Raw genomic sequence first — 20458 nt, 5'->3', positions numbered from 1 at the left:
ATGGATGAAACGCTCGAGCTCCGTCTTCGGCAGCTCGCTCAACGCGCCCAGGAAGCGATTGTAGCGGGATCCCGCGGAGAGCGAGCGGATGTAGCTCTGCAGCTCCTCGCGGTCGCGCGGCTCGACGAAGCGCACCTTGACCTCGCTGCCGTTCTTGGCGCGCAGCACATCAGAGTATTGCTTGAGATCGTCGAGATGCAGCGCAAGCATGACACCCTCCTCGGGTGAAGAAATTGGCCGGCGCCCCTCATCGAGGCGGCGCCAGCGATGGCGTCCTTCTCAGGCCCGCCAGAACGGCTTCTCGGTTTCGAAAACGATGTCGCTGCGGGACATGCCGATGTCGTGCAGGTCGCGCTCGGTCCACTGTGACAGCTCACGGCGGCGCTCGTAACGCTCCCACCAGACGTGAAGGGTCTCGCCGACCTGGTTCAGCAGCCCCGATGCGTGATGATTTGGCGTATGATGATTTATCATCGATTCGTGGGTGAAAATGGACATCTGCGGCTCCTATCGGTAACCCATTCACGGTAATATCGGGCCAATTCGGTCCACTCACAAACGACACTTTGTACCGTTTCGCATGAATTAAAGTCATGCATTTGGAGACACGCCGGAGATGACTAGCCGCCTGCCTTCGCTGAATGGCCTGAGGGCGTTCGAGGCCGCCGCGCGGCACATGAGCTTCACGCTGGCGGCGTCCGAACTGAACGTGACGCAGACCGCGATCAGCCATCAGATCCGGCGGCTCGAGGAGGAGCTCGGCGTCCGCCTGTTCGTCCGCCAGAACCGCTCCCTGAGCCTGACGCCGGAGGCTACAGAATACCTTCCCGGCGTCCGCGCCGCCTTCAACGACCTCAGGCTCGCCACCGACCGCCTGCTGCGCCGGGACGATGATCACGTGCTGACCGTCTCGACGCTGGCATCGCTTGCCGCCAAATGGCTGCTGCCCAGGCTGTCGGCTTTCCAGGAGGCGCATTCCGGCATCGACGTTCGCATCACCACCTCGACCAGCCTGGTCGACTTCCAGCGCGACAAGGTCGACGCGGCGATCCGCTATGGCCGCGGCCAATGGGCCGGCCTGCGCGCCGACTGGTTGATGGCGGATGAGCTGTTTCCGGTGTGCAGCCCGTCGCTGCTGCAGGGAACCAAGCCGCTGAAATGCCCTGAGGACCTCAGGGATCACACGCTCCTGCACACCAGCAACGCCAACAGCGATGACTGGCGGCTGTGGCTGACCGCGGCGGGATTGCCGACGGATATTTCCAAGCAGCCCGGCGTCACCTTCGACCTGCTGTTCGTGACGATCCAGGCCGCGATCGACGGCATCGGCATCGCGATGGGCCGCACCTCCTATGTGCAGGACGACATCGCCAAGGGCCGCCTCGTGGTTCCCTTCAAGATTGCGCTGCCGGCAGACGCCGGCTTCTACCTGGTTTCGCCGCAGGGACGCGCCGATACGCCGAAGCTCTCCGCGTTCCGGAGCTGGCTCGGCACTACGGCGCACGCCGCGCCTTGATGCGGCGCACGCGACGGCCGGAGCTTCGGTCCTGATTGAACCAGGGCTGAGGTCCTAGATCGTTGTTTTGACGCGCTTTCTTCCCACGATCCGGCATCCCGTTCGCTCGAGACGCTCCCTGCGATTTCCACCTACGGCTTTTTTCCCATAGCCCCCGCGAGATTTCGGGTTGGTCGCGCCGGACAGGTGTGCCAAATTGCCGCACATGGCAGCTAACTGCTTCGGCCGGCGAGACAATTTGCGTCGGCCGTTTCGTCACGGGGAGGAAAGGGCGTTATGTCGCAGTCGAGTTCATCGCAAGTCCCGCAGATCAAATCGCGTCTTGGCGCCATCCTGCGCGCGACCAGCGGCAATTTCCTCGAGCAGTTCGACTTCTTCCTGTTCGGCTTCTATGCCCAGGCGATTGCGAAGGCCTTCTTCCCCTCCGAGAACGAGACCGCGGCGCTGCTCAACGCGTTCGGCGTGTTCTGGCTCGGCGCCTTGATGCGCCCGGTCGGCGCCGTCGTGCTCGGGGCCTATATCGACCGCATCGGCCGCCGCAAGGGCCTGATCGTGACGTTGTCGATCATGGCTATCGGCACCGTGGTGATCGCGCTCTGCCCGAGCTATGCGACCATCGGCATTGCTGCGCCGATCATCGTGCTGATCGCGCGCCTGCTGCAGGGCTTCTCCGCCGGCGTCGAGCTCGGCGGCGTCTCGGTCTATCTCGCGGAGATCGCCACGCCCGGCAATCGGGGCTTCTACACCTCGTTCCAGTCGGCGAGCCAGCAGGTCGCGATCTTCGTCGCCTCGATCCTCGGCTTCGTCCTCAGCGAGAGCATGCCGGCCGCGACCGTTGCCTCCTGGGGCTGGCGCATCCCGTTCTTCGTCGGCTGCCTGATCATCCCGGTGATCTTCTTCCTGCGCCGGACGCTGGAGGAGACCCCGGCGTTCCTCGCGATGAAGAAGCATCCGACCGCGAGCGAGGTGTTCGCCTCGGCGATCGCGAACTGGCGCATCGTCGTCCTCGGCATGATGATCGCGGTGCTGACCACCACCACCTTCTACTTCGTCACCGTCTACACGCCGACCTTCGGCAAGACCGTGCTGAAGCTCTCGACCCAGGATGCGCTGCTGGTGACGCTGCTGGTTGCGGTGACCAACTTCATCTGGAATCCGGTCGGCGGCGCGGTGTCCGACCGGCTCGGCCGCAAGCCGGTGCTGCTGGCGATCGCCGGCCTGTCCCTCATCACGGCCTATCCGGCGCTGCACTGGCTGGTGACCAATCCGTCGTTCGGCAAGATGCTGGCGGTCGAGATGATGTTCTCGTTCTATTTCGGCGTCTACAGCGGCACCATGCTGGGCTGCCTGGTCGAGATCGTGCCGGCGCATGTCCGCACCACCTGCTTCTCGCTGGCCTTTGCACTGGCGGCCGGGCTGTTCGGCACCTTCACGCCGTTCGCCTCGACTTGGCTGATCCAGCAGACCGGCGACAAGGCTTCGCCCGGCTACTGGCTGATGTGCGCCGCAGCGCTCGGCATCGTCGCCGCGCTGATCGTCTATCGCGGCGGCCAGACCATCGAGCAGCGCGAGACGGTTGCGGCCTGATATTCCACTTCGCGGCCGGGCGGGCTCGCTGGGCATGACTTCTTACGGAAAATCGCGACACGCTTTTCCGGATCATGCTCATGCGCCCGGCCGTGTTGCTTTCCATGCCAACAACGATAACAAGAACGCATGGTTGATCTGACGCGCAGGTTCGACGTCCTGGTGATCGGCGGCGGCAACGCCGCGCTGTGCGCTGCGATCAGCGCACGGCGCGCCGGCGCCTCCGTGCTGGTGCTGGAAGGCGCCCCGAAATTCTATCGCGGCGGCAACACCCGCCACACCCGCAACATGCGCTGCGCCCATGACGCGGCGACCGAGATCCTCACCGGCCCCTACACCGAGGAGGAATTCTGGAACGATTTGCTGCTGGTGACCGGCGGCCAGACCGATGAGGAACTGGCCCGCTTCATGATCCACGAGTCCAAGGACATCCTGAACTGGATCGTCGAACAGGGCGTGCGCTGGCAGCCCTCGCTCGGCGGCACGCTGAGCCTTGGCCGCACCAACTCGTTCTTCCTCGGCGGCGGCCGCGCGATGCTCAACGCGCTCTATCGTACCGCCGAGGAGCTCGGCGTCGACATCCTATACGATGCCGAGGTCATCGACCTCACGATCGAGGACGGCATGTTCCTTTCGGCGCAGCTGAAGCAGCCGGTCGGCGGCAAGACCGAAGTCCGTGCCTCGACCCTGGTCGCGGCCGCCGGCGGCTTCGAGGCCAACATCGAATGGCTGAAGGAGTCCTGGGGCGATGCGGCCGACAATTTCCTGATCCGCGGCACGCCCTATAATCGCGGCGCGATTCTCAAGATGCTGCTCGCCAAGGGCGTGCAGGAGATCGGCGATCCGACGCAATGCCATGCGGTGGCGATCGACGCGCGCGCGCCGAAATTCGACGGCGGCATCATCACGCGCCACGACTCGGTCGTGTTCGGTATTGTCGTCAACAAGCACGCCGAACGCTTCTACGACGAGGGCGAGGACATCTGGCCGAAGCGCTATGCGATCTGGGGCCGCCTGGTCGCGGCGCAGCCGGACCAGATCGCCTACATCATCTTCGACTCGGCCGTGGTGACGAGCTTCATGCCGACGCTGTTTCCGCCGATTGCGGGCGCGACGATTGCCGAGCTCGCCGGCAAGCTCGAGCTCGACGCGGCCGCGCTGAAAAAGACCATCACCGAGTTCAACGCCGCAGTGCAGCCCGGCACCTTCGACCACACCATCCTCGATGACTGCGCTACCCAAGGCATCACGCCGCCGAAGACGCATTGGGCGCGCCGGATCGAGACGCCGCCTTATCTCGCCTATCCGGTGCGGCCTGGCATCACCTTCACCTATCTCGGCACCCGCGTGAACCGCGAGGCGCGGATGCTGATGAAGGACGGCAAGCCGTCCGCCAACATGTTCGCCGCCGGCGAGATCATGGCCGGCAACGTGCTCGGCAAGGGCTATGCCGCCGGCATCGGCATGACCATCGGCAGCGTGTTCGGCCGCGTCGCCGGCCGGGAAGCAGCCAAGAATGCGCGGAACTGAAGGCGGGACTGACACGATGCACGGGACGAGGATCTTGCAGGAAGCCGACCGCCTGATGACGGTGTGCAATTCCTGCCGCTATTGCGAGGGCCTGTGCGCGGTGTTTCCCGCGATGGAGATGCGCCGCGCCTTCTCCGACGGCGATCTCAACTACCTCGCCAACCTCTGCCATAGCTGTGGCGCCTGCTACACCGACTGCCAGTTCTCGCCGCCGCACGAATTCAACGTCAATGTACCGAAGACGCTCGCGGTCGCGCGCGCCGAATCCTATGCGGTCTATGCCTGGCCGCGCGCCTTTGCCGGCGCGTTCGCGCGCAACGGCCTCGTCATCAGCCTGATCGCAGCGCTCAGCGTCGCTGCCTTCATCTTCGGCTTCGCCGCGGTCAATGATCGCGGCGTGCTCACCGGCATCCACACCGGTCCCGGCGCGTTCTATAAATTGATGCCGCACAATGCGATGGCGCTGCTGTTCGGCGCCGCCCTGCTCTACGCGATCCTGGCGCTGGCGATGGGCGTGCGCGCGTTCTGGCGCGACATCGGCGAGCCGGTCGGCATGACGACGGATGCGAAAGCGCTGTTGCAGGCGGTCCGCGACGCCGGCGAGCTGCGCTATCTCGACGGCGGCGGCGTCGGCTGCTTCAACGAGGACGACCAGCCGACCGATCGCCGCAAGCTGTATCATCACTTCACCTTCTATGGCTTCGCGCTGTGCTTCGCCGCGACCTGCGTCGGCACGCTGTATCATTACCTCCTGGCGCGCGAGGCGCCCTATGCGTGGTGGGACCTGCCCGTCGTGCTCGGCACGCTCGGCGGCATCGGGCTCGTGGTCGGCCCGCTCGGGCTCCTGTCGGAGAAATGGAAGCGCGACCGCGTGCTGGTCGACGAGCAGCGTATGGGCATGGACATCGCGTTCATCCTGATGCTGTTCCTGACCAGCATCACCGGCCTCGCCTTGCTGCTGTGGCGCGAGACCGCCGCAATGGGCCCGCTGCTGGCGCTGCATCTCGGCGTGGTGTTCGCGCTGTTCATCACCATGCCCTACGGAAAATTCGTGCACGGCATCTACCGCTTCGTCGCGCTGGTGCGCTATGCGCGGGAACGGCAGATGATGACGGAATGAATGGCGGTGGGTTAGCGCAGCGTAGCCCGGCTTGCGAACTCATCCTGCATCGGGCTTTGTCGCCAGAGCGCAGAACCACTCATTTGTCTCGACCAGCCGAGCCTGCGAGAAGCCGGCTGCTGCCAGCTTTTCCGCCACCCCTTCCTGGGGCTGTCCGGAGTAGCGCGTAAAGCCGAGCGCGATCCTGCCGCTCGGCTTCATCACGCGCCGGACCTCCCGTAGCCCGGCGTCGGCGTCCGGCCAGACTTGCATCGAGTTGATCGCCAGCACCTCGTCGAAGCTATCCGCATCGAATGGCATCCGCTCCACGGAGCCAAGCCGAAGCTCGACACGACTATCCTCGATCGCGGCCGCGTTCCGGGCGCGAGCTTGCCCGAGCATCTCCTGCGACGGATCGATGCCCGCGACGCGTCCCGCCGGCACCAATGTCGACAGCCGTTGAATGACGACGCCGGGACCAAACCCGATCTCGAGCACGCTGTCATCAGGTCGGACGTCGAGGCGATCTGCGACCCACGCGCCGCAATCGGCATTGGTGCGCGCCATGATCACGCCGCCGAGCCTACCCAGGAGACCCCGAGGACGGCCAAACGCCCGCAAGAGGATGCTTCGCACGACGCTCACCGATTGCCATCTCCGGTGAACAGGATTTCGGGATGGTCGCGGCTACAAATCCACCACCACGTAGTCGCTCTCCACCGCGACCTTGATGGTCTCGGCGACATACGGCCCTTTCACCACATTGGTGCCCGGCTCGACGCTGACCGGATAGGCGCGCACGCGGAAGCGGCGCGGGTCGCAATAGGACTGGCCGGTGCGGATGTCGAACTCCCAGCCGTGCCAGGGGCAGCGCAGGATCTCGCCGAGCTTGGTGTATTCGATCTCGCCGGGGTCGGACGATGAGGCGAGCCCGATCAGCGGCCCCTCGCACAGCGCCGCGCCCTGATGCGGGCAGCGGTTCAGCAGGCCGAAGAACTCGCCCTCGACGTTGAAGACGGCGATCGGCCGTCCGTCGATCTCGAGGAATTTTCGCGAACCCGGCGGCAGCTCGTCCACCGAGGCGATCACATGCCGCGCCATCAGTTGTTCTCACGCATGATCTGATTCGAAAAACCGGTTCCCACTTTTTCGGATCATGCGATACCGTACAGCTGCTTGGCGTTGCCGAGATAGAACGCCTGGCGATTGGCATCGCTGACGCCGGCCGGCAGCACGCGCGACGGCTCGTCGTAATCCCAATGCGGGTAATCGGTCGCGAACAACAGTCTGTCCCAGCCGATCCACTCGATGGTCTGGAACAGATGGTCGCGGCTCTCCGGATCCTCCATCGGCTGCGTCGTCCACCAGATGTGGTCGCGGATGTATTCCGACGGCTTGCGCTTCAGATGCGGCACCTCGGCATGCAGCCGCGAAAACACCTTGTCGAGCCGCCAGGCCAGCGACGGCGCCCAGCCGAACCCGGCCTCGACCATCACCATCTTCAATTTCGGGAAGCGCTCGAACACGCCCTCGAGCACGAGGCTGGCCAGCGCGGTCTGCTGGCACTGCGAATGCCCGACCATCTCCTCGATATAGTAGCTCGGCCAGCCCGATGCGGTGATCGGGTTGCCGCCGAAGCCGAAAGCGTGCACGCCGATCGGAAGACCGGCGTCCTGCGCCGCCTGATAGATCGGCCAGTAGCGGCGCTGGCCGAGCGGCTCGACATTGCGGCTGAGCAGCAGCACCTGGACGAAATTCTTGTCGCCTGCGCGCTTGCGGATTTCGGCGGCGGCCGACACGCCGTCCTCGTTGGCGACGACAACGGAACCCTTCAGCCGCGAGTCCTTGCTGGTCCACTTCTCGATCTGCCAGTCGTTGATGGCCGAGCAGATCGCGCCGGCGAGATCCTGGTTGCGGATGCCCTGCCCGGTGTTGAGTGGGTTGAGCACGCCGAGCGCGACATTGTTGGGATCGAGGTGCTGCTTCTGCATGAAGGATAGCGACGAGCCCTGCGGGCCGCCTTCCGGCGGATAGGCATCGCGGCGCGACGCATTCGGCTGCGCCTTCGGATAGGGCGGGCCTTCCATCATGCCCTGATAGGCATGGACGCCGAAGGTCTCGAGATGCGCATGCCAGCGCTTTTCGAGATAAGGATACAGTTCGTCCTTGGTGGCGCGGGCCGGATGGATGTCGCAGTCGGCGATCGCGGTCTTGACGCCGGTCGGCGATGCGGTTTCGGGACGCTCGCGAAGCTGGATGTTCATGGCGTCATCTCCTTCACCTTGAGCCGGCCATAGGTCGCATGCGGATTATCGATCATGATCTTGCGCACCAGATCCTGCGACAACCCCTGCGGCAGCACCTCGTCACCATCGAACTGCCAATGCGGATAGTCTGACGAGAATAGGATCAATTCGTCCGACTGCATATGGTCGAACAGGCGGTTCAGCGCGTCTCCGTCCGGCGGCGCATCGACCGGCTGCAGCGAGAAGCGGATGTTGCTGCGCACAATCTCCAGCGGCGCGCGGTCGACCCACGGGGTCTCCATGCGCACACCGCGCCAGAATTTGTGCAGCCGCCACAGGAATGGCGGCAGCCAGGTGAAGCCGGACTCCAGCATCACCATTTTCAGGTTCGGATGGCGCGCGAACACGCCCTCGACGATCAGGCTGGTGAGTTGGGTCTGGAACGCCTGCGCCTGCGCGACATAATCCTCGATGTGATAGGAGCCCCAGCCGACCGAGGTCGGCGGATTGTGATAGGCGCTGCCGGCATGGATGCCGACCGGCAGGCCGAGCCGTTCGGCCGCGGCGTAGATCGGCCAGTAGTGGCGCTTGCCGAGCGGCATGTCGCCCATCACCAGCATCAGCACCTGCACGAAGCGCTTGTCCTGCGCACAGCGCTCGATCTCGGCGACCGCCTTTTCGATGCTCTGCACCGGGATCACGATCGAGCCGCGCAGGCGATCGTCCTTGTCGAGCCATTCCTTGACCAGCCAGTCGTTCAGCGCGCGGCAGAACGCATCGGCCATGTCCTCGGAGAACACCATCTGCACGCCGTAGAGCGGATTGCAGATGCCGCAGGCCGTGCCGAACCTGTCGAGCGCCTGGCGCTGCATGTCCGCAAGGCTCGAGCCCGGCTTGCCTTGCGCGGGACGCCAGTCCGGCCGCGACGAGATCGGCGAATTGGTCGGATAGGATTGCGAGATCAGATCGGTCATGCCGCGCGTGGTCACCTGGTCGCGCCAGTAGTCGTTCATGTACGGCAGCAGGCTGGTGAGATGGGGTACGGCGGGATGCAGATCGCAATCCACGCCGCCCGCGATCGGCGACGTCATGCTGTTTCCTCCGCGCACGCTCTCACGACAAGCTTGTCGGGCGGCGCTTGGTTCTTGGCTCGCATTCAAGCAGGCCATGGCGCGGCCTGCAACTCGGCAAGGGCCTGCGTGCTGTGCTAGGAAGGCAGAACGCCCCACGGGATTTTCATGGCAAGCAACGAGAAAGAAGGCCGATGAACGCGCTCACATCCATCGCCGAACAGGTCGCCGCAAGACTGATTGCGAACAGGCAGACGATCGCGGTCGCGGAATCCTCGACCGGCGGACTGATCTCGGCATCGCTGCTCGCGGTTCCCGGCGCGTCGGCCTATTTCCTCGGCGGCGGCGTGATCTACACGCGCGACGCGCGGCGCGCGCTGATGGACATTCCCGACGACGCCATGCGCGGGCTCCGTTCGTCGTCGGAACCCTACGCGCAATTGCTGGCGCGGCAGATCCGCGAGCGCCTCGCAACCGATTGGGGATTGTCCGAGACCGGTGCCGCCGGTCCGACCGGCAACCGCTACGGCGATGCCGCCGGCCATAGCTGCATGGCGGTCGCAGGCCCCCGGCAGCAGGTGATCACGCTGGAGACCGCGAGCGGCGACCGGCAGGCGAACATGCAGGCTTTTGCGAAGGCAGCACTGGAGTTGCTGTTGAGGAATCTCTCGCAGTAAATTCCGCTGTCGTCCCGGGCAAGCGTAGCGCAGCCGCCAGCGTTAAAGAACACTGGGGCCACAGCGCTGTGCCGCAATGATCAGCGGTGGTTATGGGTCCCTGCTTTCGCAGGGACGAGGTGGGGAAAGAGCTCGCTCTGGGCTAAGCCTGCCCGCCAGACCTCACTTCTCGCGGAACGAGCGCATGAACTGATCGCTCATCGGCTTCATCAGATAGGACAGCATGGTGCGGTCGCCGGTCTGCACGAAGGCCTCCACCGGCATGCCCGGGATGATCTTCACCTCGCTGCCGAGGCGCGCGACTTCTTCCGGCGGCATCGAGACGCGGATGGTGTAATAGCTCTGCCCGGTGCGCTGGTCAGTGGTGACGTCGGCGGAGACGCGGGTGACGACGCCGTTCAGCTCCGGCGTGGTGCGCTGGTTGAATGCGGAGAGCCGCAGCACGGTTTTCTGTCCGACCTGCAGCTTGTCGATGTCCTGCGGATTGACCTTGGCCTCGACCGACAGATCGTCGGCCTTCGGCACGATCATCATGATGGCGTCGCCCGCCGTGATGACGCCGCCGACAGTGTGCACGGTCGACTGCAGCACCACGCCGTCCTGCGGCGCGCGAATATCGATGCGGCGGAGCTGGTCCTCGGCCGTCACCTTGCGCTCGACGAACTCGCCGATCTTGTCGTTGGTCTCGCGCAGGTCCTTCGAGACCTCCGACAACATGTCCTTGTCGACCTGGATGATCTGCAACTCGGTCTCGGTGATCTTGCCCTTGGCCTGCGCGCGCGAGGCGATGTACTGCGCGCGCTCGCCGGAGAGCCGCGCCGCGTCGCGCTCGAGCGTGGTCAGGCGGGTCAGCTGCACCAGATGTTGCTCATAGAGCTGGCGGACGCCGACCAGCTCCTGCTGCACCAGCGCGATCTCCTTGTCCTTGGCGCTCTCCTGCGCCTGCAGGCCGGAGATCTCCTCGTTGAGTTGGGTGACGCGCTCGCGCAGCTGCGCCTTCTGGCCGGTGCGACCGTTGACGCGGACCTCGAACAGCTTGGTTTCGCTCGCCATGATGTCGCGAACGTCCGAATCCTTGGCCTGTTCGAGGAGCTGCGGCGGGAAAGCGATCTTGTCGCGGCCCTGCTGCTCGGCCTCGAGCCGGGCCGCGCGCGCATAAAGACCGTTCAAGGTCTTGACCACGATCGCAAGGCTCGCCTTCACGACGGTCTCGTCGAGGCGCACGACGATGTCGCCCGCCTTGACCACGTCGCCGTCGCGCACCCGCACCTCGCCGACCACGCCGCCGGTCGGATGCTGCACCTTCTTAACGTTGGATTCGACCACCACCGAGCCCGGCGCAATCAGCGCGCCCGAGATCGGCACCGTCGCGGCCCAGCCGCCGACGCCCCCGCCGAGAATCAGAACCACCGCAAGGCCGACGATCAGATGCTTGCGGATCGAGCGATGTGCATTGCGCGGTTGATCGGTCATGACTTGGCGGCTCCCGCATCCGCGACGATCTTGATCGGCGTTGGCACCGGCGGCGCGGCACGCTGCAGCACCTGCGCAAGCACGGCCTCCTTCGGCCCGAAGGTCTGCATGCGGCCGTCCTTCAGCACCAGCAGATGGTCGACGCCCTCGATGCCGATCGGCCGGTGCGCAACCACGATGACGATCGCGCCGCGCTCGCGGGCCCCGCGCACCGCGCGGGTCAGCGCCTCGTCGCCTTCGCTGTCGAGATTGGAGTTCGGCTCATCCAGCACGATCAGGAACGGATTGCCGTACAGCGCACGCGCCAGCGCCACGCGTTGCGCCTGGCCGGCCGAGAGCGCAGTGCCCTGTTCGCCGACTTGGGTATCGTAGCCCTCGCGCATCTTGATGATCATCTCATGCACGCCGGCCTCCTTGGCCGCCGCGATGATGCCGTCCGACTTGGCATCGGGATCGAACCGGCAGATGTTCTGCGCGACCGTACCGGCGAACAGTTCGACGTCCTGCGGCAAATAGCCGACATGACGGCCGAGCTGGTCCGACGACCACTGGTCGAGCGCGGCGCCGTCGAGCCGCACCTTGCCCCGCGCCGGCAGCCAGACGCCGACCAGCGCGCGGATCAGCGATGACTTGCCTGAGCCGCTCGGGCCGATCACGCCGACGCCGCTGCCGGCCTCGACGGCGAAGGTGATGTCCTGCACGATGGCGCGCTGATCGCCCGGCGCGACCATGGTCACGGCCTCGACCGAAAGCTTCTTCTCCGGCGCCTGCAACAGCGTCTGCTCAGGGCGCGCCGGCATCTGCTGCAGCAGGCGGTTGAGCCGCTGCCAGCTCTGCCGCGCGGCGACGAAGCCCTTCCAATGCGCGATCGCGAGATCGACCGGCGCCAGTGCCCGCGCGCTCAGGATCGAGCCGGCGATGATGATGCCGCCGGTGGCCTCCTGATGGATCACGAGATAGGCACCGACCGCGAGCACGGCGGACTGCAGCATCATGCGCAGCACCTTGGCGACCGCACCGAGCCCGCCGGTGACGTCACTCGCACGCTGGTTGCCGGACAGGTATTCCTCGTTGGCCTCGTTCCAGCGCCGGTTCATGCGGCCGGCCATGCCCATCGCCACCAGCACTTCCGCATTGCGGCGGCTGGAGGCGGCAAGATCGTTGCGCCGCGCCGCGAGCGTCATCGCTTCCTTGGCCGGCGTGCGCGACAAGTATTCGGTGATCAGCGTCAGCGTCACCAGGATGATCGCGCCGACCAGCGCCGTGACGCCAAGCAGCCAATGGAACGCAAAGCAGATCACCATGTAGAACGGCAGCCAGGGCAGATCGAAGAAGGCGCCGGGACCCATGCTGCCGAGGAAGGAGCGCACATTGTCGAGGTCGCGCAGCGGCTGCAGGCCCTCGCTGCGATTGCCCGCCATCAGCGGCAGCCGCACGACGGTGTCGAACACCCGCGCGTTGAGCGCTTCGTCGAGCGAGGTGCCGACGCGGCCGAGGATCCGTCCACGCAGCAGGTCGAGCACGCCCTGGGCGATGTAGAGGACCGCGGCGATGACCACGAGGCCGACCAGGGTGGGAACGCTGCGGCTCGGCAGCACCCGGTCGTAGACTTGCAGCATGAACATCGAACCTGTCAGGTAGAGCAGGTTGATCATGCAACTGATAAGGCCGACGCCGATGAAGGCGCTGCGGCAAGCGCGCAGCGCCTCAGCCAGTTCGGAACGCCGGACAGCGGGCGCGGCTGCCATAAAAACTGATCTCTGCAAAACAAAAGAGTTACGTGATCGCCACGTTGTATAGACGTTTGCGACCACCGTCCATTTTAAGTCGCGCGAACCAAAGCATGGTTCGCGGCCCATTTTTGTGATCGCACCGACAGTTGACGGAATAAATTAGGGTTAACCGGCCGCGGAACCCTGGCCGCGCGCGGGCGCGCTTCCCGGAAACGGCACGAGAATGACCGACATCGAGACCCGGCCGATCTCGCCATCCACATCGAGCAAGACCCCGCTGCCGACGCCGAGCCCGGCCTCCGGTCGCCAGCGGGCCTCGGCGCGAACGCCGATCCACGCGCCCCGCGGCGGCCTGAACAGCTGCACCGCGAGGTTCGGATTGGGGTCGGCCACAGCGTTCTGGACCGGGCGCGCGATGCCGTGGGTCCAATCAGCCGGGCCGAGCACTCGCGCCAATGGGCCGACGTCCGCAATTACGGCGTGATGCAAGCGAAACCAGGCGACATCGCCCCCGGCACGGGCTTCCATCGCATCCATGAACCAGCTGCGGCCATGGACGGCACGCAGGTTGCGCAACGGAAATGCCGTAGGATCCACCGGATCGGCTGCGCTCCCGTAAAACCCCGGGACCTCGACGGCACGCTCGCGCGACAGCGTCACGCGCACCGTCGCGCAGGGTTGCTCCTCACCGGCCGGCCAGAGCGTGTTGTCGACGACGCTGACCCGGCCGCCCTCGGTCACCACGGTAACCTGCGTGCGCAGTTCCGCCATTGGCGTCGGCCGCAGGAACCAGGCCGCCGCCGAGATCGCGGTGCCCCAGTTGCGCGCGCCGGCCATGGCCTCGACCTCGCCGGTCAGCAGGCTTGCGACCGCCCCGCCCTGAAGGCCCGTGAACGGCCCGGCCGCCAGCGCCGCGGGCTTCCAGTGATGAGGCGTGGCGAGCGGTTCGAAGATGGCCAAGACGAATGATCCCATGAGATGAGCAGGATTTAGCGTACGGCCAATCTGATCCAAGAATAGCGGCCATGACAAAAGGCCATTCATCACTTCAGGTGAGCAGGATTCACCCATTGGACACCCCCGATCCGCGGGTGATCCCGCCGCTGCCGGCGCTGCTCGCCTTCGAGCGCGCGGCCACCCAACTCAGCTTCCGGCGCGCCGCGCGAGACCTGTCGCTGAGCCCGTCGGCGATCAGCCACCAGATCCGCGGGCTGGAGGAGCAGTTCGGCACCAAGCTGTTCGTCCGCGGCGCGCGCCAGGTGCGGTTGACCGCCGACGGCGAGCGCTACCTTGCAAAAGTGTCGGCCGCGCTGGCGGCGCTGCAGGAGGCGAGCCGGGACATGCTGCGGCAACGCGGCGAGGCAAGTGGTGAGCTCTGGATCAGCTCATTGCCGTTCTTCACCAGCGCCGTGCTGCTGCCGGCGCTGCCGGAGTTCAAGCGGCGCCATCCGCAACTGACGCTGCGGATCGAGGCCACCCACCAATATGCCGACTTCAACGGCTCGCGCGTCGATGTCGCGATCCGCTACGGGCGGGAACATGCCGCCGGGCTGAAGGTCGAGCCGCTGGTGCAGGTCAAAGGAATGCCGGTCTGTACGCCGGCACTGGTCAAGGCAGGTCTTCGGACCCCTGCGGACCTGTCGCGCGAGGTGCTGATCCATGTCACGACGCAGCCGCGGGCGTGGCCGGCCTGGCTGAAGGAGGCCGGGCTGCCCAATCTTGCTCCGCGCGGACATCTGTGGCTCGACAACGTGCCGGCGATGCTGGAGGCCGCCGAACACGGGCTCGGCGTCGCGATTGCGATCGCGCCCCTGATCAAGGCGCGGCCGGGCTTCGGCAAGCGGCTGGTGGCGCCGTTTGCGTTCGAGGCCGCATACAGCGAGACGATCTACCTGGTCTCTCGCACCGAACAGGCGCGGGACCGCCGCATCGCCGCGGTGCGGCGCTGGATCACGGACGCGGTCGCGCGCGCGAGCTAGGCCGTGGCCGGCGCCGGCTCGGCCAGGATGCACCGTGCCAAACGGCCGGGAGCGACCTGCACGACCGGCGGCAAGCGCTCGCTGCAGCGCGGCTCGGCGAACTTGCAACGCGGCGCAAAGGAGCAACTGGCCGGCGCGTGATCGAGCGAAGGCGGCGTGCCCGGAATGGTTTCCAGCCGCTGGCCGCGCATCGCGCCGTGAATGGTCGAGGCCAGCAAACCCTTGGCATAGGGGTGAACCGGCGAGCGCACGATGTCGCGCAAGGCGCCCTGCTCCACGATCTCGCCGGCATACATCACCGCGACGCGATCGCAGATCTCGATCGCGACGCCAATATCGTGGGTGACGAAGATGACCGACATGCCGAACTCGCGCTGCAGCTCGCGCAGCAGCAGCAGGATCTGGATCTGCACGGTGGCATCGAGCGCCGTGGTCGGCTCGTCCGCGAGCAGGATCTTCGGCTTGCAGGCCAGCGCCAGTGCGATCATCGCACGCTGGCGCATGCCGCCCGACATCTCGTGTGGATAGGAGTCCAGCCGCCGCTTCGCGGACGGGATCCGCACCACCTCGAGCATCTCAAGCGCGCGGGCCGTCGCCTCGCGCTCGCTCTTGCCCTCGTGGCGCATCACCGTCTCCGCGATCTGGCGGCCGATGGTGTAGACCGGATCGAGCGCCAGCGCCGGCTCCTGGAAGATCATCGAGACGGTCTGGCCGCGGAATGCGGACAGCGCCTCGTCGTCCATCGCCAGCACCTGCTGTCCCAGCACCTTGACGCTGCCGGATATCTGCGTGCGCTTCTTCGGCAACAGCCGCATCAACGCGCGCAGCGTCACGCTCTTGCCCGAGCCGGACTCGCCGAGCAGCCCCAACACCTCGCCCTCGCCGAGCTTTAGGCTGAGATCGTTCACGGCATGGACCGTGCGATCGCCGGTGAAGCGGATGTTGAGGTTGTCGATCTCGACGAGGTTGGTCATGCGAGCTTGGGCACCCTGGCGTGGAAATCTGTCGCGCGCTGGAAGGCAGCGCCGATCTGAAGCAGTGAGGCTTCCTCGAAGGAGCGGCCGATCAGCTGCATGCCGACCGGCAAGCCCGCCTTGGTGAAGCCGGAGGGAATCGAGAGCGACGGTAGGCCGAGATAGTTGACCGGGCGGGTGAACCGCGTCAGGCGCTGCAGCACCGCGTCGGCACCCGGACCGTTGCCGACATCGCTCTCGGCAATCGTAGGTGCCGGTACCGGCGACGACGGCGCGATCACCGCGTCGACGCCGCTGACGGCTGCGTTGTGCCCGGCGAGCGCGGGGCCGCGCCAGCGCATCGCCTCGAGATAGGTGACCGCCGGAATGGTCAGCCCGTTCTGCAGCCGCATCAGGACCTGCGCGCCGTAATCCTGCGGCCGCTCGATCATCCAGCGCTTGTGGAAGGCGGCGGCCTCGACCGCGAGCACCAGTTGCGATGCCGAAGAGAGCTGGCGCTGATCGGGCAGCTCGACCTTGACGATTTCGGCGCCCTCTTTCTTCAGGGTGGCGATGGTCTCGTCGAGGATACGCGCCACCTCAGGATCGAGGTCGTCGACATAGAACGCCGTCGGCACGCCGATCTTCAGGCCCTTCAGCGACTGTTTGGTCGCGGCCATATAGTCCGGCACCGGCTGCGTCGACGCTGTCAGGTCCTCCGGGTCCGCACCGGCCATCAGGCCGAGCAGCAGCGCGCAGTCTTCCGCGGTCTGCGCCAGCGGACCGACGGTATCGAGCGACTGCGACAGCGGCATCGCACCGGCGCGGCTGACGCGGCCGACCGTCGTCTTCAGGCCGGTGACGCCACAGAAATGCGCGGGCATGCGCACCGAACCGCCGGTGTCGGAGCCGAGCGCCGCGAAGGTCAGCCGCGCAGCAACTGCCGAGCCCGAGCCCGACGACGAGCCGCCGGTGATGTGCTCGGTGTTCCAGGGATTGCGCACGGCGCCGTAATGCACGTTGTGGCCGGTCGGCCCATAGGCGAACTCGACCATTTGCAGCGAGCCGAGGCGGACCTGTCCGGCATCCTTCAGCCGCTGCAAAGCCGTCGCAGTCGTCTTCGGCACGAAGTCGCGGCGAATCAGCGAGCCACAGGTCACGACCTTGCCGGCGTCGTAATACATGTCCTTGTGCGCCAGCGGCACGCCGTGCAGCGCACCGCGACTATTGCCCTTGGCGAGCGCGGCATCGGCCTCGGTGGCCGCGGCCAGCGCCTGCTCGGATTCAACAGCCATATAGGCGTTGAGGCGCGGCTGCCATTCCGCAATGCGATGCAGCACCGCGCGCGTCACCTCATGCGAGGAAACTTTCTTGTCTGCAATCGCCTTGGCGACCGCGGTCAGCGTCATCAGGGCCGGATCAGAACTCATTTCGACACCTTCGCGATCTGCGCCAGCAGGAAGCTCGCGGGTTCGAGATCGAAGGGCAGCGTGCCGGAGATCGGTGCGAAGCCGTCGAATGCCGGCCCGATCGAATTGGCGATCCGGGTGGCGACGTCGTCGTCGGCGGGCACGTCGGCGACGTGCGCGATCACCTTGACATCCTTGGCCGTGGGTCTGGTCATGCCGCGTTTTCTCCTTTTGCTTTTGCCGGCGCGCGGCTGTGCCCCGAGCCAGGAATGGCCATGTAGCACGCCGCCTGATGGCCCATTGTATCGAGATCGCTGAGTTTTGGCGTGTCGTTTGCGCAGAGCGGCTCCGCAAACGGACAACGGGTGTGAAACCGGCAGCCCGATGGCGGATCGATCGGATTGGGCGGATCGCCCGAGATCGGCGGCACCTCGGTGCGCTTGTCGGGATCGGATGACGGCATCGCCGCCAGCAGCGCGCGGGTATAGGGATGCGCCGGCGCGTCCCAGACCGCATCGACCGGGCCGAGTTCGACGACCTCGCCGAGATACATCACCAGCACGCGGTCGGAGATGTAGCGGACGACGTTGAGATCGTGGCTGATGAACAGGTAGGTCAGGCCGAATTCGCGCTTCAGGTCGGCGAGCAGGTTGAGCACCTGCGCCTCGACCGATTTGTCGAGCGCGGAGACCGCTTCATCGAGGATCACGAGCCGCGGCGACAGCGCGAGCGCACGGGCGATATTGACGCGCTGGCGCTGGCCGCCGGATACCTCGTGCGGATAGCGGTTGGCAAAAATCTCCGGCCGCAGGCCGACCTTGCCGAGCAGTTCGCGCGCCAGCTTCCGCGCCGTGTCGTCGGCCATGCCGTGGACCTTTGGCCCGAAGGCGATCGATTCCTCGATGGTGAGGCGCGGGTTGAGCGAGGCGTAGCTGTCCTGGAACACCATCTGCACGCCGCGCCGCAAATCGCGCAGCGAGAGCGACGGGCCGACCTGCCGGCCGTCATAGATGATGTCGCCGGCATCGCGTGCCATCAGGTGCATCAAGAGCCGCGCCGTAGTCGATTTGCCGCAGCCGGATTCGCCGACAATGCCGACGGTCTCGCCCTTCATGACCGCGAAGGTGACGTCGTCGACGGCGCGCACGGTCTTGCGCGGACTGAACAGCCCGCCGCGCACCGGGAAGTGCTTGGTCAGTCCCTTGACCTGCAGCAGCGGCTGCGCGGCGCCGCCGATGTCGGCGACCGGCTCCAGCATATCGACGGAGAGATTGGCGTCGCTCATGCTTCAATTCCTGATGTCCATGGCGCTGCGCATGCCGTCGCTGAGCAGATTGAAGCAGATCGAGACGGCGAAGATCATCACACCCGGCAGCGCCGCAACCCACGGATTGACGTAGATCGCGGTGCGCAGCGTGTTCAGCATTAAGCCCCATTCCGGCTCCGGCGGCTTGGTGCCGAGCCCGAGGAACGACAGACCGGCCGCAAGGATCATCGACACCGAGATCAGGCCGGTGGCATAGACGAAGATCGGGCCGAGCACATTGCCGAGCATGTGCACCCGCATGATGGTGAACGGACCCGCGCCGGACGCGCGCGCCGCCTCGACGAAATCCATGTTGCGGACGCCGGTGGTGACGCTTTCCGCGACGCGGGTGATCTGCGGCACGAACACGATGGTCAGCGACACGATCGAATTGGTGATGCCGGCGCCGAGCGCACCCGAGATCGCGATCGCCAGCAGCACCGACGGGAAGGCGTAGAACACGTCGACGGTGCGCATGATCGCGGTATTGAGCTTGCCGCCGACATAGCCGGCGACGAGGCCGAGCGAAGTGCCGATCACGAAGGCGAAGATCACCGGCAGGATGCCGATGACCAGCGACAGCCGTCCGCCATATATCAACCGCGCCAGCATGTCGCGGCCGAGTTCGTCGGTGCCGAGCGGATAGCCCGGCGTGCCGATATGGCGGAGACGGCGGATCATCGAGCCCTGATAGGGATCGGCGAGATGCAGCCATGGCGCCAGCAGCGCCGACGCAAAGATCAGCACCAGGATGATGGCACAGGCCATGCTGACCTTGTCGCGCCTGATGCGGCGGGCAACCGTCGCCCAATAGCCGCGCGCCTTGGTGGTCGGGGCAGCCTGCAACGCAGTATCGCTCATTGCGCTCATGCTCTAGCTCCGCTTGATGCGCGGATCGATCGCGGCCTGCGCGATGTCGACCAGGAGGTTGAGCAGCACGAAGAACAGCGCCAGCACCAGGATGGTGCCCTGCAGCAGCGGCAGATCGCGCTGGAAGATCGCCGAGTTCAACAGCAGGCCCGATCCCGGCCAGGAGAACACGGTCTCGATCAGGATCGAGCCGCCCAGCATATAGCCGAGCTGCAGGCCCATGACCGCGAGCGCGGTCGGTGCCGCATTCTTGACGACGTGGCGGAACACCTCGGTCTCGCGCAGGCCCTTGGCGCGCAGCGCCTCGACAAAATCCTGGCTCAGGATGTCGCCGGTCAACGCGCGCACCGTGCGGGTGATGATGCCCATCGGGATCACCGAGGTGGTGATCGCTGGCAGCACCAGATAGCGCAGATGCTCCCAGTCCCACGCCCAGGCGCCGGAGCCGCCGGGACCTGCGCCGACCGCAGGTAGCCAGTTGAGCTGCACCGAGAAGATGATGACCAGCACCATGCCGAGCCAATAATGCGGCAGCGACACGCCGGCTATCGCAACCGAGGTCGCGACCTTGTCGACCCAGGTGTCGCGGAAATAGCCGGCGATCAGGCCGAACAGCAGGCCGAGCGTAAAGCCGATCATCGCCGCCGCGATCGCCAGCATCACGGTGTTGCCGACGGCGCGCATCACCTCGGTCAGGACGGGCCGCCCGGTCGCGATCGAATTGCCGAGATCGCCATGGATCGCGCGCCACAGCCACAGACCGAATTGCACCGGCAACGGACGATCGAAGCCGTAGGCCGTGCGCAATTGCGCGGCGAGCTCCTGCGAGGCATCAGCCGGCAGCACCGCGACCAGGGGGTCGCCGGGCGTAATGTGCACCAGGAGGAAGCACACCAGCGCCACGCTGAGCACGATCGGAATGACGTAGACGATCCGTCTGGACGTATAGGCGAACACGTTGCGTTCTTTCTTCCTTCTCCCTTGCGGGAGAAGGTGGCGCGCGGAGCGCG

20 protein-coding genes and 1 pseudogene are annotated in these 20458 nt (G+C 65.9%); 6 read left to right on the top strand and 15 right to left on the bottom strand.

What is annotated here, in order from left to right:
- A pseudogene (locus E2I15_RS36170) lies at positions 1-210 on the bottom strand (GNAT family N-acetyltransferase); the annotation flags it as partial.
- Positions 211-279: 69 nt separating this feature from the next.
- A complete protein-coding gene (locus E2I15_RS36165; protein WP_422109864.1) occupies positions 280-498 on the bottom strand; it encodes a DUF1127 domain-containing protein in 219 nt (72 codons plus the stop codon).
- 118 nt (positions 499-616) lie between these two features.
- On the opposite strand from E2I15_RS36165, the gene E2I15_RS36160 reads away from it, so the two are divergent.
- The 4 genes from E2I15_RS36160 to tcuB all read left to right on the top strand — a co-directional run bounded on the left by E2I15_RS36160 (position 617) and on the right by tcuB (position 5753).
- Positions 617-1516, top strand: a complete 900-nt coding sequence (locus tag E2I15_RS36160) for a transcriptional regulator GcvA (RefSeq protein WP_137481027.1) — start codon at positions 617-619, stop codon at positions 1514-1516.
- Between the two features lie 276 nt (positions 1517-1792).
- A complete protein-coding gene (locus E2I15_RS36155; RefSeq protein ID WP_137481026.1) occupies positions 1793-3103 on the top strand; it encodes an MFS transporter in 1311 nt (436 codons plus the stop codon).
- A gap of 129 nt (positions 3104-3232) precedes the next feature.
- On the top strand, positions 3233-4633 hold the full coding sequence (tcuA, locus tag E2I15_RS36150) for an FAD-dependent tricarballylate dehydrogenase TcuA (protein ID WP_170991655.1): 1401 nt from the start codon (positions 3233-3235) through the stop codon (positions 4631-4633).
- A gap of 16 nt (positions 4634-4649) precedes the next feature.
- A complete protein-coding gene (gene tcuB, locus E2I15_RS36145) occupies positions 4650-5753 on the top strand; it encodes a tricarballylate utilization 4Fe-4S protein TcuB (RefSeq protein ID WP_137481025.1) in 1104 nt (367 codons plus the stop codon).
- A gap of 39 nt (positions 5754-5792) precedes the next feature.
- Here tcuB and E2I15_RS36140 read toward each other — a convergent pair whose 3' ends face one another.
- From E2I15_RS36140 to E2I15_RS36125, 4 genes are all read right to left on the bottom strand, one after another.
- Positions 5793-6299 carry a class I SAM-dependent methyltransferase gene (locus tag E2I15_RS36140; RefSeq protein WP_155262587.1) on the bottom strand — a complete coding sequence of 169 codons (507 nt, stop codon included), beginning with the start codon at positions 6297-6299 and terminating at the stop codon, positions 5793-5795.
- 120 nt (positions 6300-6419) lie between these two features.
- On the bottom strand, positions 6420-6833 hold the full coding sequence (locus tag E2I15_RS36135; RefSeq protein ID WP_137481023.1) for a Rieske (2Fe-2S) protein: 414 nt from the start codon (positions 6831-6833) through the stop codon (positions 6420-6422).
- Positions 6834-6886: 53 nt separating this feature from the next.
- Positions 6887-7996 (bottom strand): amidohydrolase family protein, encoded by a 1110-nt coding sequence (locus tag E2I15_RS36130; protein WP_137481022.1) that lies wholly within the window; start codon positions 7994-7996, stop codon positions 6887-6889.
- Entirely contained in the window at positions 7993-9069 is a 1077-nt protein-coding gene (locus E2I15_RS36125) for an amidohydrolase family protein (RefSeq protein ID WP_137481021.1), read from the bottom strand. Before E2I15_RS36125 ends, E2I15_RS36130 begins: the two co-directional genes overlap by 4 nt.
- 173 nt (positions 9070-9242) lie before the next feature.
- Here E2I15_RS36125 and E2I15_RS36120 point away from each other — a divergent pair, with 173 nt between their 5' ends.
- Entirely contained in the window at positions 9243-9725 is a 483-nt protein-coding gene (locus E2I15_RS36120) for a CinA family protein (RefSeq protein WP_137481020.1), read from the top strand.
- Between the two features lie 162 nt (positions 9726-9887).
- Here E2I15_RS36120 and E2I15_RS36115 read toward each other — a convergent pair whose 3' ends face one another.
- The 3 genes from E2I15_RS36115 to E2I15_RS36105 form a co-directional block, all read right to left on the bottom strand.
- Positions 9888-11198: an HlyD family type I secretion periplasmic adaptor subunit gene (locus E2I15_RS36115; RefSeq protein ID WP_137481019.1), complete on the bottom strand. Its 1311-nt coding sequence runs from the start codon at positions 11196-11198 to the stop codon at positions 9888-9890.
- Complete coding sequence (locus E2I15_RS36110; protein ID WP_137481018.1) at positions 11195-12946, bottom strand: type I secretion system permease/ATPase; 1752 nt, start codon at positions 12944-12946, stop codon at positions 11195-11197. Before E2I15_RS36110 ends, E2I15_RS36115 begins: the two co-directional genes overlap by 4 nt.
- 150 nt (positions 12947-13096) lie before the next feature.
- The gene (locus tag E2I15_RS36105) at positions 13097-13891 is read right to left on the bottom strand and encodes an acyl-CoA thioesterase domain-containing protein (protein WP_137481017.1); all 795 of its coding nucleotides are present in this window, start codon (positions 13889-13891) and stop codon (positions 13097-13099) included.
- A gap of 110 nt (positions 13892-14001) precedes the next feature.
- On the opposite strand from E2I15_RS36105, the gene E2I15_RS36100 reads away from it, so the two are divergent.
- Positions 14002-14910 (top strand): LysR substrate-binding domain-containing protein, encoded by a 909-nt coding sequence (locus E2I15_RS36100; RefSeq protein WP_137481016.1) that lies wholly within the window; start codon positions 14002-14004, stop codon positions 14908-14910.
- Here E2I15_RS36100 and E2I15_RS36095 read toward each other — a convergent pair.
- From E2I15_RS36095 to E2I15_RS36070, 6 genes are read right to left on the bottom strand one after another with little or no spacing between them, the layout of a single operon-like run.
- Positions 14907-15884 (bottom strand): ABC transporter ATP-binding protein, encoded by a 978-nt coding sequence (locus tag E2I15_RS36095; protein WP_137481015.1) that lies wholly within the window; start codon positions 15882-15884, stop codon positions 14907-14909. The two genes, E2I15_RS36100 and E2I15_RS36095, sit on opposite strands and share 4 nt — an antisense overlap.
- On the bottom strand, positions 15881-17293 hold the full coding sequence (locus E2I15_RS36090; RefSeq protein WP_137481014.1) for an amidase: 1413 nt from the start codon (positions 17291-17293) through the stop codon (positions 15881-15883). The genes E2I15_RS36095 and E2I15_RS36090 overlap by 4 nt, the downstream gene beginning before the upstream one ends.
- The gene (locus E2I15_RS36085) at positions 17290-17487 is read right to left on the bottom strand and encodes a hypothetical protein (protein WP_137481013.1); all 198 of its coding nucleotides are present in this window, start codon (positions 17485-17487) and stop codon (positions 17290-17292) included. The genes E2I15_RS36090 and E2I15_RS36085 overlap by 4 nt, the downstream gene beginning before the upstream one ends.
- Positions 17484-18557: an ABC transporter ATP-binding protein gene (locus E2I15_RS36080; protein ID WP_170991654.1), complete on the bottom strand. Its 1074-nt coding sequence runs from the start codon at positions 18555-18557 to the stop codon at positions 17484-17486. The genes E2I15_RS36085 and E2I15_RS36080 overlap by 4 nt, the downstream gene beginning before the upstream one ends.
- Positions 18558-18560: 3 nt before the next feature.
- Complete coding sequence (locus E2I15_RS36075) at positions 18561-19448, bottom strand: ABC transporter permease (RefSeq protein ID WP_137481012.1); 888 nt, start codon at positions 19446-19448, stop codon at positions 18561-18563.
- Positions 19449-19451: 3 nt separating this feature from the next.
- Complete coding sequence (locus E2I15_RS36070; protein WP_016846820.1) at positions 19452-20405, bottom strand: ABC transporter permease; 954 nt, start codon at positions 20403-20405, stop codon at positions 19452-19454.
- Positions 20406-20458: the final 53 nt, after the last annotated feature.

This window comes from Bradyrhizobium sp. BR2003, from assembly GCF_009720285.1.
GTDB lineage: Bacteria > Pseudomonadota > Alphaproteobacteria > Rhizobiales > Xanthobacteraceae > Bradyrhizobium > Bradyrhizobium elkanii.
The sequence above is the reverse complement of the archived record's forward strand: the minus strand, read 5'-3'. Positions and strand labels throughout refer to the sequence as shown.